This is a genomic window from Streptomyces lasalocidi, from assembly GCF_005280215.1.
Lineage (GTDB): Bacteria > Actinomycetota > Actinomycetes > Streptomycetales > Streptomycetaceae > Streptomyces > Streptomyces longwoodensis.
Genome location: NZ_SZNQ01000001.1, coordinates 4,724,265 through 4,737,837, shown reverse-complemented (window position 1 = coordinate 4,737,837; position 13,573 = coordinate 4,724,265). Strand labels below are relative to the sequence as shown.

At 72.9% G+C, this 13,573-nt stretch carries 16 protein-coding genes; 9 read left to right on the top strand and 7 right to left on the bottom strand.

Going from position 1 to position 13,573, the window contains the following annotated elements; genetic code table 11:
* Positions 1-250 precede the first annotated feature (250 nt).
* Complete coding sequence (locus tag E4U91_RS21480; RefSeq protein ID WP_137308337.1) at positions 251-604, bottom strand: STAS domain-containing protein; 354 nt, start codon at positions 602-604, stop codon at positions 251-253.
* Between the two features lie 899 nt (positions 605-1,503).
* On the opposite strand from E4U91_RS21480, the gene E4U91_RS21475 reads away from it, so the two are divergent.
* Together E4U91_RS21475 and E4U91_RS21470 are read left to right on the top strand one after the other, a co-directional pair.
* A complete protein-coding gene (locus E4U91_RS21475; protein WP_137308336.1) occupies positions 1,504-2,550 on the top strand; it encodes a fatty acid desaturase family protein in 1,047 nt (348 codons plus the stop codon).
* Between the two features lie 125 nt (positions 2,551-2,675).
* On the top strand, positions 2,676-3,767 hold the full coding sequence (locus E4U91_RS21470) for an IS630 family transposase (protein ID WP_137308335.1): 1,092 nt from the start codon (positions 2,676-2,678) through the stop codon (positions 3,765-3,767).
* On the opposite strand, the gene E4U91_RS21465 is transcribed toward E4U91_RS21470, so the two are convergent.
* A complete protein-coding gene (locus E4U91_RS21465; RefSeq protein ID WP_137308334.1) occupies positions 3,764-4,384 on the bottom strand; it encodes an RNA polymerase sigma factor in 621 nt (206 codons plus the stop codon). The two genes, E4U91_RS21470 and E4U91_RS21465, sit on opposite strands and share 4 nt — an antisense overlap.
* Positions 4,385-4,538: 154 nt before the next feature.
* Here E4U91_RS21465 and E4U91_RS21460 point away from each other — a divergent pair, with 154 nt between their 5' ends.
* The 4 genes from E4U91_RS21460 (at position 4,539) to E4U91_RS21450 (ending at position 7,327) form a co-directional block, all read left to right on the top strand.
* Positions 4,539-5,021 (top strand): Asp23/Gls24 family envelope stress response protein, encoded by a 483-nt coding sequence (locus E4U91_RS21460; protein WP_137308333.1) that lies wholly within the window; start codon positions 4,539-4,541, stop codon positions 5,019-5,021.
* 72 nt (positions 5,022-5,093) lie between these two features.
* The gene (locus tag E4U91_RS38130) at positions 5,094-5,261 is read left to right on the top strand and encodes a hypothetical protein (protein WP_168218143.1); all 168 of its coding nucleotides are present in this window, start codon (positions 5,094-5,096) and stop codon (positions 5,259-5,261) included.
* A gap of 307 nt (positions 5,262-5,568) precedes the next feature.
* On the top strand, positions 5,569-5,724 hold the full coding sequence (locus E4U91_RS21455) for a DUF6131 family protein (RefSeq protein WP_137308332.1): 156 nt from the start codon (positions 5,569-5,571) through the stop codon (positions 5,722-5,724).
* 379 nt (positions 5,725-6,103) lie between these two features.
* Positions 6,104-7,327: a PP2C family protein-serine/threonine phosphatase gene (locus tag E4U91_RS21450; protein ID WP_137310941.1), complete on the top strand. Its 1,224-nt coding sequence runs from the start codon at positions 6,104-6,106 to the stop codon at positions 7,325-7,327.
* A 56-nt stretch (positions 7,328-7,383) separates the two neighbouring features.
* Here E4U91_RS21450 and E4U91_RS21445 read toward each other — a convergent pair whose 3' ends face one another.
* The 5 genes from E4U91_RS21445 to E4U91_RS21425 all read right to left on the bottom strand — a co-directional run bounded on the left by E4U91_RS21445 (position 7,384) and on the right by E4U91_RS21425 (position 11,605).
* Positions 7,384-7,941 (bottom strand): hypothetical protein, encoded by a 558-nt coding sequence (locus E4U91_RS21445; protein ID WP_137308331.1) that lies wholly within the window; start codon positions 7,939-7,941, stop codon positions 7,384-7,386.
* A gap of 6 nt (positions 7,942-7,947) precedes the next feature.
* Entirely contained in the window at positions 7,948-8,484 is a 537-nt protein-coding gene (locus tag E4U91_RS39610; RefSeq protein WP_277755333.1) for a DUF5994 family protein, read from the bottom strand.
* A gap of 169 nt (positions 8,485-8,653) precedes the next feature.
* Positions 8,654-9,061 carry a hypothetical protein gene (locus E4U91_RS21435; RefSeq protein WP_137308329.1) on the bottom strand — a complete coding sequence of 136 codons (408 nt, stop codon included), beginning with the start codon at positions 9,059-9,061 and terminating at the stop codon, positions 8,654-8,656.
* Positions 9,062-9,201: 140 nt separating this feature from the next.
* On the bottom strand, positions 9,202-9,774 hold the full coding sequence (locus E4U91_RS21430) for a hypothetical protein (RefSeq protein ID WP_137308328.1): 573 nt from the start codon (positions 9,772-9,774) through the stop codon (positions 9,202-9,204).
* A gap of 172 nt (positions 9,775-9,946) precedes the next feature.
* On the bottom strand, positions 9,947-11,605 hold the full coding sequence (locus E4U91_RS21425) for a beta-N-acetylhexosaminidase (RefSeq protein ID WP_422070908.1): 1,659 nt from the start codon (positions 11,603-11,605) through the stop codon (positions 9,947-9,949).
* 154 nt (positions 11,606-11,759) lie between these two features.
* Between E4U91_RS21425 and E4U91_RS21420 the strand changes: the two genes are divergently transcribed.
* From E4U91_RS21420 to E4U91_RS21410, 3 genes are all read left to right on the top strand, one after another.
* A complete protein-coding gene (locus E4U91_RS21420; protein WP_277755332.1) occupies positions 11,760-12,476 on the top strand; it encodes a 2-oxo-4-hydroxy-4-carboxy-5-ureidoimidazoline decarboxylase in 717 nt (238 codons plus the stop codon).
* A gap of 217 nt (positions 12,477-12,693) precedes the next feature.
* Positions 12,694-13,074 (top strand): succinate dehydrogenase, cytochrome b556 subunit, encoded by a 381-nt coding sequence (gene sdhC / locus E4U91_RS21415; RefSeq protein ID WP_137308327.1) that lies wholly within the window; start codon positions 12,694-12,696, stop codon positions 13,072-13,074.
* A 5-nt stretch (positions 13,075-13,079) separates the two neighbouring features.
* Positions 13,080-13,562, top strand: coding sequence for a succinate dehydrogenase hydrophobic membrane anchor subunit (locus tag E4U91_RS21410; protein ID WP_137308326.1), 483 nt, complete (start codon positions 13,080-13,082; stop codon positions 13,560-13,562).
* The last annotated feature ends 11 nt before the right edge of the window (positions 13,563-13,573 follow it).

Sequence of the window (13,573 nt, the reverse complement as noted above, 5' to 3'; positions counted from 1 at the left end):
CGCCCCCACGGTGATCAGCGCCCGTGTGCATGGAAGTGTCACAGTGCAACAGGCGGCCACCCGCCGGGCCGCCCGTGCGGGACCACGGAACGGGGGCGCGGAAAGCCCCCCGGGCGCCCACGCCGGGAGGCGGTTGGCGCTGCTCGCCGAGTGGTTGCGGATCCAGCCGGCCGCCGTCCGCGCCGCGGCCGGCCGGCCCGTCCGGGATGCGGGCCGCTGCGGACGTACTGTCCGCCGGAACGCCGACCCATCATCCCTGGCGCTGGGGCATTCCCTCCCCGGTGGTGCGCACCTGGCCGAGGAGGAACGCGGAGCCGGTGATGTCGAGGACGCGGGTCATCGCCCGTGACGGGTGGTGCAGGCGCAGGGTCCCTCCGGCGTCCGTGGCGAGCAGGGACGCCAGGAGGAAGGCGTTGAGGCCGCTCGCATCGCAGAAGGTGACCGCCGTGAGGTCGACGTCGATCCTGTGGATGCCGTCGTACAGGCACCGGCCCAGCACCTCACGCACCAGTGGCGCCGTGACCAGGTCGATCTCGCCGACGAGGGTGATCAGGGTGTCGGTGTCGCGGTCGTGCCGGGCGACGTTCAGCTGGGGAAGGGTCATGATTCCTCTGTTTGGGGCGGGCGCGTGGGGGGGCGGCGTCAGAGCGGGCGCGGGTCCGGGCGCCGCGTGGCACGGGCGGAACCGCGGCGCCGGGCGGAGGCCCTCGGCCGGGCGGTGTCGCCGTCCCGGCCGACGGCGGCGGCGGCGGTTGCACCTTCTTGCGGTCGTCCGGTGACCCGGGCCACGGGGTGTCAGGCCGCCGTCGGCCGGGGCAACGGCCGTCCCTGGCGGCCCGGCACGGGGTCACCGCGGACGCAGCGGCCGGATCCGCGTCGTCGGGGTGCTCGGGCACGGGAGCGGGGTCCTGCCTCGTGCGACGGGTTCGTGGGCCCCGTGTCAGCCTTCGGGGTCCCGGACCGCCGTACGGGCCCGGTCGGCCCCGGACGCCGCACGGGTGCGCGCCGCCCCCTCGTCCTCCATCAGCAGGGACGGACGAGGAGCGGAGAAAGCATAGAAAGCAGAGAAACGGGAGGAACTCGGCAACCGGTGTTCTTCGAGCGTCGGCGAGCCGTAACTGGTCGCAACCATGACGCGAACCCTGCCCCGGACCGACCGTGATCGGCCCGGCCTATTCGATCACCGGGAACGACACGGGCGTGGAAACCGGTGTGTGGAACATCCTCGGTGCCCCGAGCCTACTCCCCACGGGAGAGCAATGGAGCGGGATACCGCCTCGGCCGTCCTTGCGGCTCGGTGTGGGACGCGGCCGCCGGGGAACCCGGCGCGTACGAAGGGCCTGCGCTGCTCCCGACAGACGAAGCAGACGTCGTCCTTGCTCCGCGATCGCGTGACGCGCGTTCTCCCGGAGCGGAAGCGCACCCCACCCACGGCCCGGCCCCTGCGACTCCCGAGGCGGCACCGAGCCGGTCTGCCTCCTCAGGAGAGAGAGTTGCACCCCCATGACCAGTGACACGGTCCGGCCTCCGCGCTCGGAGACGTCCGGCAGTGATTTCGCGCGGCTGTCGAGGAAGATCGCCGATGCGGGCCTGATGGGGCGTCGCCCCGGCTACTACGCCCTGCGGAGCGCGGTGGTGGCCGGACTCTACGTCGGCAGCTGGGTCACCGTCGCGCTGCTCGGCGACAGTTGGTGGACCCTGGCGGTCGCCGCCTTCCTCGCCGTCGTCTTCGGACAGGTCGCCCTGCTCGCCCATGACGCGGCGCACCGGCAGGTGTTCCGCAGGCGCCGGGCCAGCGAGGTGTCCGGACGGATCGCCGGTGCCGGTGTCGGGATGAGCTACGGGTGGTGGCAGGACAAGCACACCCGCCACCACGCCAACCCCAACCACGAGGACCTCGATCCCGACCTCGACCCCAATCTGCTGGTCTGGTCCCCGGACCAGGCCCGGGCCGCCCAGGGTCTGCCCCGCCTGATCGGACGTCACCAGGCGTTCCTGTTCTTCCCGTTGCTCACCCTGGAGGGGTTCAACCTGCACGTGTCGAGCGCGAGGGCCCTGGCCGATCGCTCGCTCAAGCACCGCGCCCTCGACGGCACACTGCTCTACGGCCACTTCGCCGTCTACCTGGCCCTGCTGTTCTGGCTGCTGCCGCCCGGCATGGCGATCGCCTTCCTCGCCGTCCACCAGTGCCTGTTCGGGGTCTACCTCGGCTCCCTCTTCGCACCCAACCACAAGGGCATGCCGATCCTGACGGGCGAGGACCGCCCGGACTTCCTCCGTCGCCAGGTGCTCACCTCGCGCAACGTGCGCGGCGGCAGGCTCACCGACATCGCGCTGGGCGGGCTGAACCACCAGATCGAGCACCACCTGTTCCCCAGCATGCCCAGTCCCAACCTGCGCAGGGCCCGGACCATCGTGCGGCGCCACTGCGAGGAACTCGGCCTGGACTACGTCGAGACCGGGTTGATCGCCTCCTACCGTCAGGCCCTCGCCAGTCTCCACCGGGCCGGAGCGCCTCTGCGGCAGCCCCGGCTCTCCGTCGCACGCTGACGGGTCCGGCTTCCGTGGCGGCAGGTGCAGCGCACCGGTGCCCCGCGTCGGCCACGGGGTGTCCCGCGGAGACATCCCCTAGTCTTCTGAGTCAGAAGTTCCTTATATAACTGTAGGCTTGCGGTATGGCTCGTACGGGGCGGCCGAAGGCCGAGTTGGTGCTGTCGGTAGAGGAGCGGGCGGCGCTGGAGGGGTGGGTGCGGCGTCGCTCAACTCCTCAGTCCTGGGCGGTGCGGTGCCGGATCATCCTGGCCTGCGCAGACGGCATGTCGAACAAGGATGTCGGTGCCTTGGTGGGCATGACGGGGCAGTCGGTGGGCCGCTGGCGGGCGCGTTTCAACGAGCATCGGATCGCCGGCCTGGGTGACCTGCCAAGATCCGGCGGTCCCCGCTCGGTGAGCGACGAGCAGGTCGCCGCAGTAGTGAAGCGGACGCTGGAGTCGACACCGAGGAACGCTACGCACTGGTCGACGCGGGCGATGGCCAAGGAAGTGGGCCTGTCCCAGTCGACCGTGTCGCGGATCTGGCGTGCCTTCGGGCTGCAGCCCCACCGCTCGGAGACCTTCAAGTTGTCGACGGACCCGTACTTCGTCGACAAGGTGCACGATGTCGTGGGCCTGTATCTGGACCCGCCCGAGCGGGCGCTGGTGTTCTGCGTGGACGAGAAGACGCAGATCCAGGCCCTGGCCCGCTCCCAGCCGGTACTGCCGATGATGCCCGGGGTTCCTCAGCGGGTCACCCACGACTACGTCCGGGCCGGCACCACCACCTTGTTCGCGGCACTCGAGGTCGCCACTGGGAAAGTGATCGGATCCCTGCACCGCCGGCACCGGGCCGAGGAGTTCAAGAAGTTCCTGCTCAAGCTTGACCAGGAGATCCCGGCAGATCTTCAGGTGCACCTGATCCTCGACAACTACGCCACCCACAAGACGCCGGCCGTCAAGACCTGGCTGATCGCCCACCCTCGATTCCATCTGCACTTCACGCCCACCGGCTCGTCCTGGCTCAACCTCGTGGAGCGGTGGTTCGCAGAACTGACGAACAAGCAGATACGCCGAGGGACCCACAAGAGCGTCCAGGCCCTTGAGAAGGACATCCGCACCTGGATCGCCGCATGGAACACCGACCCCAAACCCTACGTCTGGACCAGGACCGCAGACGAGATCCTCGAACGCCTCGCCAGTTATTTACGCAGAATTCCTGACTCAGAAGACTAGCGCCATGGCCCCATCGTGTCCTGCAGGGACCGGCGTGCCCTGGACAGCCTTCCCCGCACGGTCGGTTCACTGGTCCGCGTCACGCAGGCGATCTCCCGGTAGGACAGGCCCTGCATCTCCCGCAGGACCCAGCAGACGCGCTGCCCGGCGTCCAGGTCCGCCAGGGCGTGGGAGAGGGCGACGGTGGCCGCCTGCTGTTCCGCGGAGCGCGAGGGCTGGCTCCCGGGGTCGCCCGCCGCGGGCTCGACCACGATGTCCAGCGAGAGGGTGGACGGCCGGCGTCGGCGCATGGTCAGGCAGCGGTTGACGGTGATCCGGTGCATCCAGGTGTGGAACTCCGCGCCGTGGCGGTACTCCGGAAGTCGCCGCCACGCACTCACGAAGGCGTCCTGCACGGCCTCCTCGGCGTCCTCGGCGTTGCCGAGCAGGCCGCGGGCCAGGGCGAGCAGGGAGAGACGGTGCCGCAGGACGAGGACGGAGAAGGCTCCCTCGTCCCCCTCGGCCGCCCGTGCGGCCAGGAGGCCGTCCGGCAGGCCGCGGCCCGCCGGACCGCCGTCCAGGGCCGCACGTACCCGCCGGTCGCGTACCGCCGGAGGGGAAGCAGTGCGTTCGGTCATGACGCTCCCGCCTGAGGCTCGGACCTCCCGGGTACCCGGGAGGCGGCATGTGACGCACATCACTTCACTTGGCCGTGAGGAACGAGCCTCGCCGGGTGTCCAACCTGCGACGGGCGCCGCACCGGTGTCCGGACGACTGATCGAGGCGACCGCCATGACGGACAACATCACCAGCGTCGGCGCAGGCAGCCGGCCCGATGCGGGTGTCAGCGCGCTCAGGGGCCGTGCCGGGACGGGGGCTCCGGCCGAGACCCGGGGCAGGACGACCATCGCGGACGGCGTGGTGGCCAAGATCGCGGGAATGGCTGCCCGTGAGGTACCGGGCATCCACAACCTGGGAGCCGGCATGGCCCGTGCTTTCGGCGCCATGCGGGAGCGCGTGCCCGGCTCGGGCGGAGGCGTCACGCGGGGAGTGAAGGTCGAGGTCGGTGAGCGGCAGGCCGCAGTGGACCTGGACGTCGTCGTCGAATACGGCGTCTCCATCGTCGACATCGCGGGTGACGTGCGCACCAACGTGATCAACGCCGTGGAACGCATGACGGGCCTGGAGGTCGTCGAGGTGAACATCGCCGTCGCCGACGTCCACCTGCCCGACGAGGAAGAGGAGGCCGCACCGGACGAGGGCCGCGTGCGGTGATCCACCGCCGCCCCTGGGGGCCGACGGCGAGTGCCCGGACGGTAGACGGCGCACGGGACGGACGTGGGTGAGATGAACGCAGCGACGACGGGCCTGGCGGCAGGCATGGCCCTGGGCTTCGCCGGTTACTTCGGTGGCTTCTGGGCCTTCCTGCTGGTCCTGGTCCTGGGCGCGGTCGGGCTGACCATCGGCCTGGCCGTGCAGGGCGACCTCGACCTGCGCTCCCGGGGACGACGGTGACAGCGCGGCGCCGTCCCCCTGGACCGGGGGCGGTTCCGCGGGCGCCCGCGGCCGGCTCCGGCCGGTCACGTGCGTGCCGCGTCGGCCGGTTGGCGCGCGGGCGGGGCGGGCGTCACGGTCCAGCGGCCGGCATGGGTCGCGCCCGCGATCCGGGGGCGCCGCGCCGTCACGTCCACCGACGTCAGCCCGCCGGACGCGGGCCCCACACCGCCACGCGCGGAGCGAGGAGGGGACCAGCCGTTACCGTGCCGCTTTCCGCGGTCCTGCGGGAACCGCGGAACAGGGGCTCAGCTCCCTTGGAGGAATCATGATCATCCTTGGCGTCATCCTGCTCGTCGTGGGCTTCCTCACCGGGATATCCATCCTGTGGACCATCGGGATCATCCTGGCGGTCATCGGCATCGTCCTGTGGATCGTCGGAGCGACGGGACACGCCGTCGGGGGCCGGCGCCACTACTGGTGACGGTACGACCGGTCGGCCGCCCCGCCGGCGGTCGTCCCGACCAAGCGGTGGACCGGTCCGCGGGCCCGCCGGTGTCCCCCGCTGCCCCGCCGTGCGGTCCGGCCCGGCCGCCGGACCGCACGGTCGCGTCGGGACGCGGCAACAGGACGACCTGAGCGCCCGCCGCCGTGCGGGCCGGGGCGGGGCGGGGCGGGCGATCCTGGGGCCGGGACGCCGGTCGCCGCAGCGGGGCGTCGGCCAGGACGGCCGTCCGGCACAACGCCGGCCGGCCGGCTCGTGTCGGGAGTGCGCATGGTTCGCGAATTGCACCGGGGAGGCGCTGCCCGTGAAGGCCGACGGCCGCACGGGACGCCTCCGGACCCCCGGCCGGGCCGCCACGATGACGCACGGTGAGGCACGGGGTGGCGAAGGTACCGCAGCCGACCGGTCGGAGGGCCTCGGGGAGCGGCTCCTGGGGACGTTGCTCGACGGGGGACACGAGCTTCCGCCGTACCGCCTCGGCGCGCTCGTCGCCCGGCAGGTCGCCGCGCTCGCCGGCCGCGACGCCACGATCCTGCTGCAGGACTACGGCCAGACATGGCTCGTCCCGCTGCCGGGCGAGGGGCTGGCAGCGGGGGGACCCCACCCGATCGACGGCTCCGACGCCGGTCGCGCCTTCAGGGACACGCAGCCCGTAGAGGTGCCGCAGGCCGACGGCGGTGTGCGGGTCCACCTGCCCCTGCTGGACGGCGGCGACCAGGTGGGCGTCATGGCCGTCACCCTGGACGCGGTCGACGACGACGACCGGCGGCTCCTGCGCCGGCTGGCCGCACTCGTGGCCGACATGCTGGTGACCAAGCACGCGTACACGGACCTCTTCTTCCGGGTACGGCGCAGGGAGCCGATGAGCGTGGCCGCGGAGATCCAGTGGTCGCTGCTGCCGCCGCTCGCGATGTCCACACCCCGGGTGGGACTGGCCGGGATCCTGGAACCGGCCTACGACGTGGCCGGGGACAGTTTCGACTACGCCCTCAACGGCGACGAGTTGCACGTGGCCATGGTCGACGCGATGGGGCACGGGCTGGACGCGGCCACCATGGCGACGGTCGCCATCGGTGCGTACCGGCACGCCCGCCGGAGCGACGTCGGACTGGCCGGCATCTACGCGTTCATGGACCGGGCCGTCGCCGAGCAGTTCGGCCCCGACCACTTCGTGACCGCTCAGATGATGAGGCTCGACACGGTCACGGGCCGGCTCCAGTGGGTGAACGCCGGCCATCCGGCGCCCCTGTTGATCCGGGGGCACCGCGTCGTGCGGCGGCTGCTCGGCCCGACGACGCTGCCCGTCGGCTTCGGCGGTCACGAGCCCCTGATCAGCGAGGTGGCCCTGGCCCCGGGAGACCGCGTCATGTGCTTCACCGACGGGCTCGTCGAGGAACGTGACGCACGGGGCGAGGAGTTCGGCGAGGAACGGCTCATCGCCCTGGTCGACGGCCTGGAGCGGACGCCGCGGGAGATCCGGTCAGTGGCCCGGTCCCTGTCCCACGGCCTCAAGCGCGCGCGGGGCGGATCCACCTCGGACGACGCGACGCTCCTGCTGGTCGAGTGGCGCGGACCCGGTTGACCGGGCCGCCGGCGGCGTCCCTCCCCCGGCCGGGTGCGGCCGGCGGACGTGGCCGTTCAGGGCGCCGCCTCCTCCTCGGGGGGAGCGGCGCCCCGCGGTGCTGACCGTGCCCGTTCCGGCACTGTTTGTTCGGCTCCTCGCGGGGTCAGCGAGAGGAGACCGGGCGTGCCGTCCGCGCCCCATGCGACGTCGATGAAGCCGGCGGCCTCCAGGCGGGCGCAGGTCGGGGCCATGGCCCCGACGGGGATGCCGAGGTCGACGCCCAGTCGCGCCCCGTCGACGACGACACGGGCCGGGGCCCGGGCGGCCCGGTGCAGCGCCCGCATGATCTCGTCCCGGTACACCTGCCGCTCCCGCAGGATCGCCATGACCTGGCGTGCCCTGGCTCCCACCGCCGGACGGAGGTCCGCGCTGCGCGCGCGTGCCGTCGCCGCGGGCCGGTCCAGGGCCGGCGCGCCGGGCCCGGGTGCGGGTGACGGGGGACCGGTCCCCGGCGGTGCATCGCCGCCGCGGACGTCGGCGACCGTGGTGTCGTGCCGGGCGTCGAGCCGGTGGATCAGTACGCAGCCGAGGGCGGCCAGGATGAGCAGGACGGCGACGAGCAGGGCGGTCACTACTCCTCACCGCCCCGGACGCCGGTCCGACACCCGGGCGAGGCCGCAGCGGGGCACCCGGAACGGCAGGGTGCCCGCTGAGTCGTCGGCCCCCGGAGCCTGCCGCACGTCGCGGGCACCCGCCCGCTCGGCCGTACGCTCCGGATCCGGGACGCCGACGAGGCCATCCGCCAGCAGCCGCCGGGCGCGCTGCGCACCGGCTTCGGGCGGGATCACCAGCACGTCCCGGCGACCATGGGCACATTTCAGGGTCAGTCGGTGGGGGTCCTGCGTACCGGTGGCGGAGTCCACCCGCACCGTGCGACCGCGAACGGACACCCAGTGCGGGACGACGGGCCAGCAGGCCGGACTGATCACGACCTCCGTGACGCGCCCCCAGGGCCCGTCGAGGGCGGCCGTCAGACCCGGCAGCTCACGGGTCAGGGCCCGGGACCGGGGCCACCAGACGCCGTCCAGGCCACCGGGGGCAGGCGTCAGGGACAGGCGGACCGGAAGCGGGGGAACGCGCGGGCCGGGGGTCCTGCGGTGGATGGTCACGGACATGGCGCGGACCCGTCCCCGGGCCGTGGTGCGACCCGGCGTCGTCGATCACCGGGAACGGCACCCGCGGCGGAGCCGGTACACGAAGAACTCCCGGTGACGGCCAGCTTACTCCGCGCACCCCGTCCGGGCCGGTGGCAGGTCGCGGCGGCCGGACGGAGCACGCCCGGCCTCAGCAGCCGCTCGCGTCCCGGCACAGCAACCGCAGCGACCCGTGGCCCGCGAAGCAGCGGTGGGACTCCTCGATCGGGTTCCAGAGGCGGCCGTCGGGGGTGCGGACCCAGTGGTCGCCGTCGCCGCTCCACCACTCGCCGCCGGTCTCACGGACGATCACCTCGCCCGCGTACGCCCCGAGTCCGCGCAGGACCTGGTCCATCGCGGCCGGGGGCGCGCCCTCGCGGCGTATGTCGTCGATCATCCGGTCGACCCGCCACAGGCTCCGCGCCGAGTAGTCCAGGTGCAGCCGTGCGCCCTCGCGCAGCGTGGCCACGGCGTCGGCCGCCCAGCGCACGGGCTTGGCGGCGGCGTGCGGCCGGGGCTGCTGGGGCGTCGTCGTCTCGTCGGGCGTCGTCTCGCTCATCGCACTGGTCACATGAACAAGAGCGGGCCCGGCGCGCCCGGTGTCACTGTTCCCGCGTGCCCTCCGTCGGAAGGGCGCGGGAACGGCGCACGGTCACCGCAACGCCCCCATACCGTGACCCCGCTGTGAGGGGCCCGCCCTCACGCCGTGCGCGCCCTCCGGGACACCGCCGCCCGCAGCACCCTCCTGCCCTCCGTGGACACCTCCAGCGCGCGGCGCAGGCCCTGGGGGCCGTGTTCGGAGAGGAGTTCGAGGACGGTGACCTGGCGGCGCAGCTCGGCCGCGGCGAGCGGCGGCATGCCCTCCGTTCGGCCCGCGCGGCGGGTGTCGACGTCCTCGGGGTCCTGCGCCGGGTCCAGCAGCCGGTGGATCCGCAGCGCGGCGACGGAGCAGGTGTCGGCCCACTCCCGCAGCTCCGCCCCGGTGCGCCGGTCCGGCGCCGCGTCGAGCATCCGGCGGGCGAGGGCCACGGCCTCCACCACGGCGGGCTCCTGGCCGGCATCCCCGTCCGCGGCCGCCTCCAGCTTGCCCCGCACCTGCTCCACCAGCTCGCCCCACCGCGCGGTGTCGGAGTCCTCCATGAGGTTGCCCCACAGCGGCCGCAGGGTCTCGTCGTCGCCCCCGAGCAGCGCCACGCACCGATCCGAACAAGCCAATCCGGCCGCGGCCAGGCCCCGCTCGTCGGCCCGCGCGATCAGTTCCACCAGGCTCATCAACGCCTCCCTCCCCGGGGCGCCATCCCTCACGGAGCCCGCACTTCCCCTTACTGCGTGCCACAGCGCCGGAGTGTCACAGACCTACCACGGCACGGCGCGCCAGGAGGCGGAACGCAAGGATTCAGCCAAGGAAGGGAGGGACGACGAGGGACGGCACGGTCCGGCGGGGTCAGCCCAGCCGTCCCGCCAGCGCCTGGAACTGGGTCCACGTCAGCGTCGGCCGACGGGCGTCCCACAGCTTCTGGGCCGTCGCCCGCAGGGGCATCCGGATGCCGGCCGCCACCTGGTCCTCGGTCTGCGCGTTCGGGTAGTCGCCCCACACGGCGAAGGACCCGCCGAGGATCTGGGCGTCGTAGCGCGCGGGAACGGCGGTCGAGCCGCGCAGCACCCTCGGCGTCCACTGCTCGTAGATGAGCCGTCCGGTCGGGTAGAAGAAGTCGTTGGGCTGCCCGAGGACGTAGTACAGGTACTTGTCGTTGTAGTTGATCACCTTGCGGCCGGCACTCAGGTACTCCACGGGCGGCCGCGCCCCGATCTCCTTGCCCGTCCAGTACCCGACCCGGATGTCCTTGTCGGGCTGCACGGACGTACCGCGGAAGAAGCCGTCGTTCCACGCGCGCGGGGTGCGGTGGTGGGCGCGGACCGTGGCGGCGCGGTCGTTGAGCCAGCCGGTGGTCAGGTCGGCGACGGTGCCGCCGGAGCCGTAGGCCGAGCGGGCCGCGGCGGCGAGCTGCGGGTAGGACGCCTCGGGGTTCGAGACCACGAGCGCCTGGTACTCGTCGCCGCCGAGGTTCCAGTCGGCGCCGGGGAACAGCCCGGCGTACTCGTCGAGCAGGTCGTCGACGATCTCGGCGGAGGCGTCCTTGGAGATGTCGATCGCGCCCCGCGTGGCGGTGCCCTGCGCGTTGCGCAGCTGGAGGTCGGGGTGCGCGGCGATGACGGCGCCGAGGTGTCCCGGCGAGTCGATCTCCGGCACGACGGTGATGTGCCGGGCGGCCGCCAGTTGGACGATCTTCTTCACCTGCGCCTTGGTCAGGTGCCGCTGCGACACGATCTCCGGGTGGGTGTCGGAGGCGATCCGGAAGCCCTGGTCGTCGGAGAAGTGCAGCCCGAGCTCGTTGTACTTCAGGTCGCCCAGCTCGCGTACCCGGTCCTCGATCCAGCCGGCCGTGTAGTACTTGCGGGCGATGTCCACCATGAAGCCGCGCCTGGGCTTGGCCGGCTGGTCGCGCACGACGCCCTCGGGCGCGGTGGAGCCGCCGTGCACCTCCTGCTTGAGCGTGCGGGTGCCGTAGAAGACGCCGGCGTCCGTGGGCCCGCTGATGGTGACCCGCCCGCCGCGCACGGTCATGGTGTACGACTCCGGGTTCGCGCCCTTGCCGGCGTTCAGCGTCAGCCGCAGGTCCCCGGCGCGTTCGTCGGACTTCTGCCCGGCGTACGCCAGCCCCAGCTCCCCGGCGATCAGCCGGCCCTCGTCGGCGAGGCGGGGATCGTCGACGACGACCCGCTTCCCGGCGGCGGGCTTCCACCCCGGCCCGCGGGCCGGCGTGTGCGACCCGACGGCGGGAATGGTCCTCGGCGCCTGCGACAAGGGGTACGTGCGGGTCGGCGCGGGGGCCGCGCTGTGCGAGCCCGCGCCCGTGGCGTCCCGGCCGGGCTCGCGCTCCCCGGCGCCCGCCGCCGACGCGTTCCCGCCGTCGCCGTCGCCGGACGTCGAGGCCCACACGCCCACGCCCACGCCGAGCCCGATCGTCGCGACGAACGCCCCGGCGATCACCGCACGCTGCCTGGTCCTGCCCTGCCGTGCCCGGCGCCTGTGACTGCTCACCCAGCCAACCTACGACTCGTACGTCCCGGAGGTGTCCACCACACGTTCCGAAACTCTCCCGTTCGAGTGAAATTCGGGCATCCGTCGGACACAGGATGACCGCTGTCGATAACGTGGCGTCACTGTTCTCACAGCATCCCCTGCCACATCGCTCGTGACGCGAGGATCCACGCTGTCCGCCCACCGCCTCCCCCACTGCCCGGGTTCGTCCGGCCGCGCGGCCATACCGGCCCTGCCCGAACAGCCCCGCCCCTGCTCCCCGCCGGTCCGCACGGCCGCCGCGACGGCCACGGCCGCCGCGACGGCCACGGCCACCGCGAGGGTCACCGCGGCCCGCACGGCCGCCCCGGCGCACGCCGTCTCCCCCGCGACCGGGCTCGCCCTGTTCAACGCCCTGACCGCCGACGAGGCGCGCTCCGTCCTGCTGGCCTGTCTGCACAGCCCGCGCTGGGCCCGTCGCGTGGCCGACCACCGTCCGTACCCGACGGTCGACGCCCTGCTCGCCGCGGCCGACGAGGCGGCGTACGACCTCGGCCCCGCGGACCTCGCCGACGCCCTGGCCGCCGAGGCGCTGCCGCCGCTGCCGGCCGGCACCTACGAGGCGGCCCACACGGCCCTGCGCGCGGCGCACGCGGCGTACGAGGCCCGCTTCGGCCACGTCTTCGTGATCTACCTGGGCGACACCCCCACGGGCGAGACCCTGGACCGCCTCCTCGAAGGCATCCGGTCACGATTGACCAACGATCCCGAGGAAGAACGGGTGCTCGCGGCCGAGGAACTGCGGCGGCTGGCGGGCGGACGGCTGCTGTCCCGCCTGACGGGCACGGCGGACAGCACGACCTGCCACGACGGCGCGGGGCGCGGCGCCTGACCGGTCCGCCCCGCGGCCCGGCCCGAGACACCCCCTAGCCCGTCCGGTGCCACCTCGATCACACGTCCGGTGCCTCTTCGATCACACCGGCAGGCCCCCCGTGAGCACCGGCTCAGCGGGTGGATACCATGCTGGGGGCCGGTGGACCGTACCCGGCCGGGCCCGACCGACACCGAAGCCGGCGCGGCCCTAGTCCCCGCTCCCGGAGGGTTCTTCCGTGCCGGCTGGAACGCTGTACCGCGGCCGGGAAGGAATGTGGTCCTGGGTGGCTCATCGAGTCACCGGCGTCCTCATCTTCTTCTTCCTGTTCGTCCACGTGCTGGACACCGCTCTCGTGCGTGTCTCCCCCGAGGACTACGACAAGGTCGTAGCCACGTACAAGACGCCGATCGTCGCCGTGCTGGAGTACGGCCTCGTCGCCGCCATCCTCTTCCACGCGCTCAACGGCCTGCGCGTCATCGCCGTCGACTTCTGGATCAAGGGCGCCCGCTACCAGAAGCAGATGCTCTGGACCGTGGTCGGCCTGTGGATCGTGCTGATGCTCGGGGCGGTCTACCCCGTCCTCGGCCACGCCGCTCGAGAACTGTTCGGGAGCTGACGCGCATGTCCACGACTGAAACCACCGCGTCCGGGATCGGCCCCGTCGAGGGCGGCTCGGTCTACAACGTCGACAACCCCGCGCCCCTCATCGAGGCCCCGCGCAAGCGCACCAAGAAGTCCCCGAAGTCGACCCGGGGCAACTTCGAGATGGCGGCCTGGCTCTTCATGCGCCTGTCCGGCGTGGTGCTGGTCGTCCTGGTCATCGGCCACCTGCTGATCCAGCTGGTGCTGGACGGCGGCGTCTCCAAGATCGGCTTCGCCTTCGTGGCGGGCCGCTGGGCGTCCCCGTTCTGGCAGGTCTGGGACCTGCTGATGCTGTGGCTCGCGATGCTGCACGGCGCCAACGGCCTGCGCACGATCATCAACGACTACGCGGAGCACGCCCAGACCCGGCTGTGGCTCAAGGGCCTGCTCTACACCGCCACGGTGTTCACCATCCTGCTGGGCACGCTGGTGATCTTCACCTTCGACCCGAACATCCGCTAGGCACGGGGCTG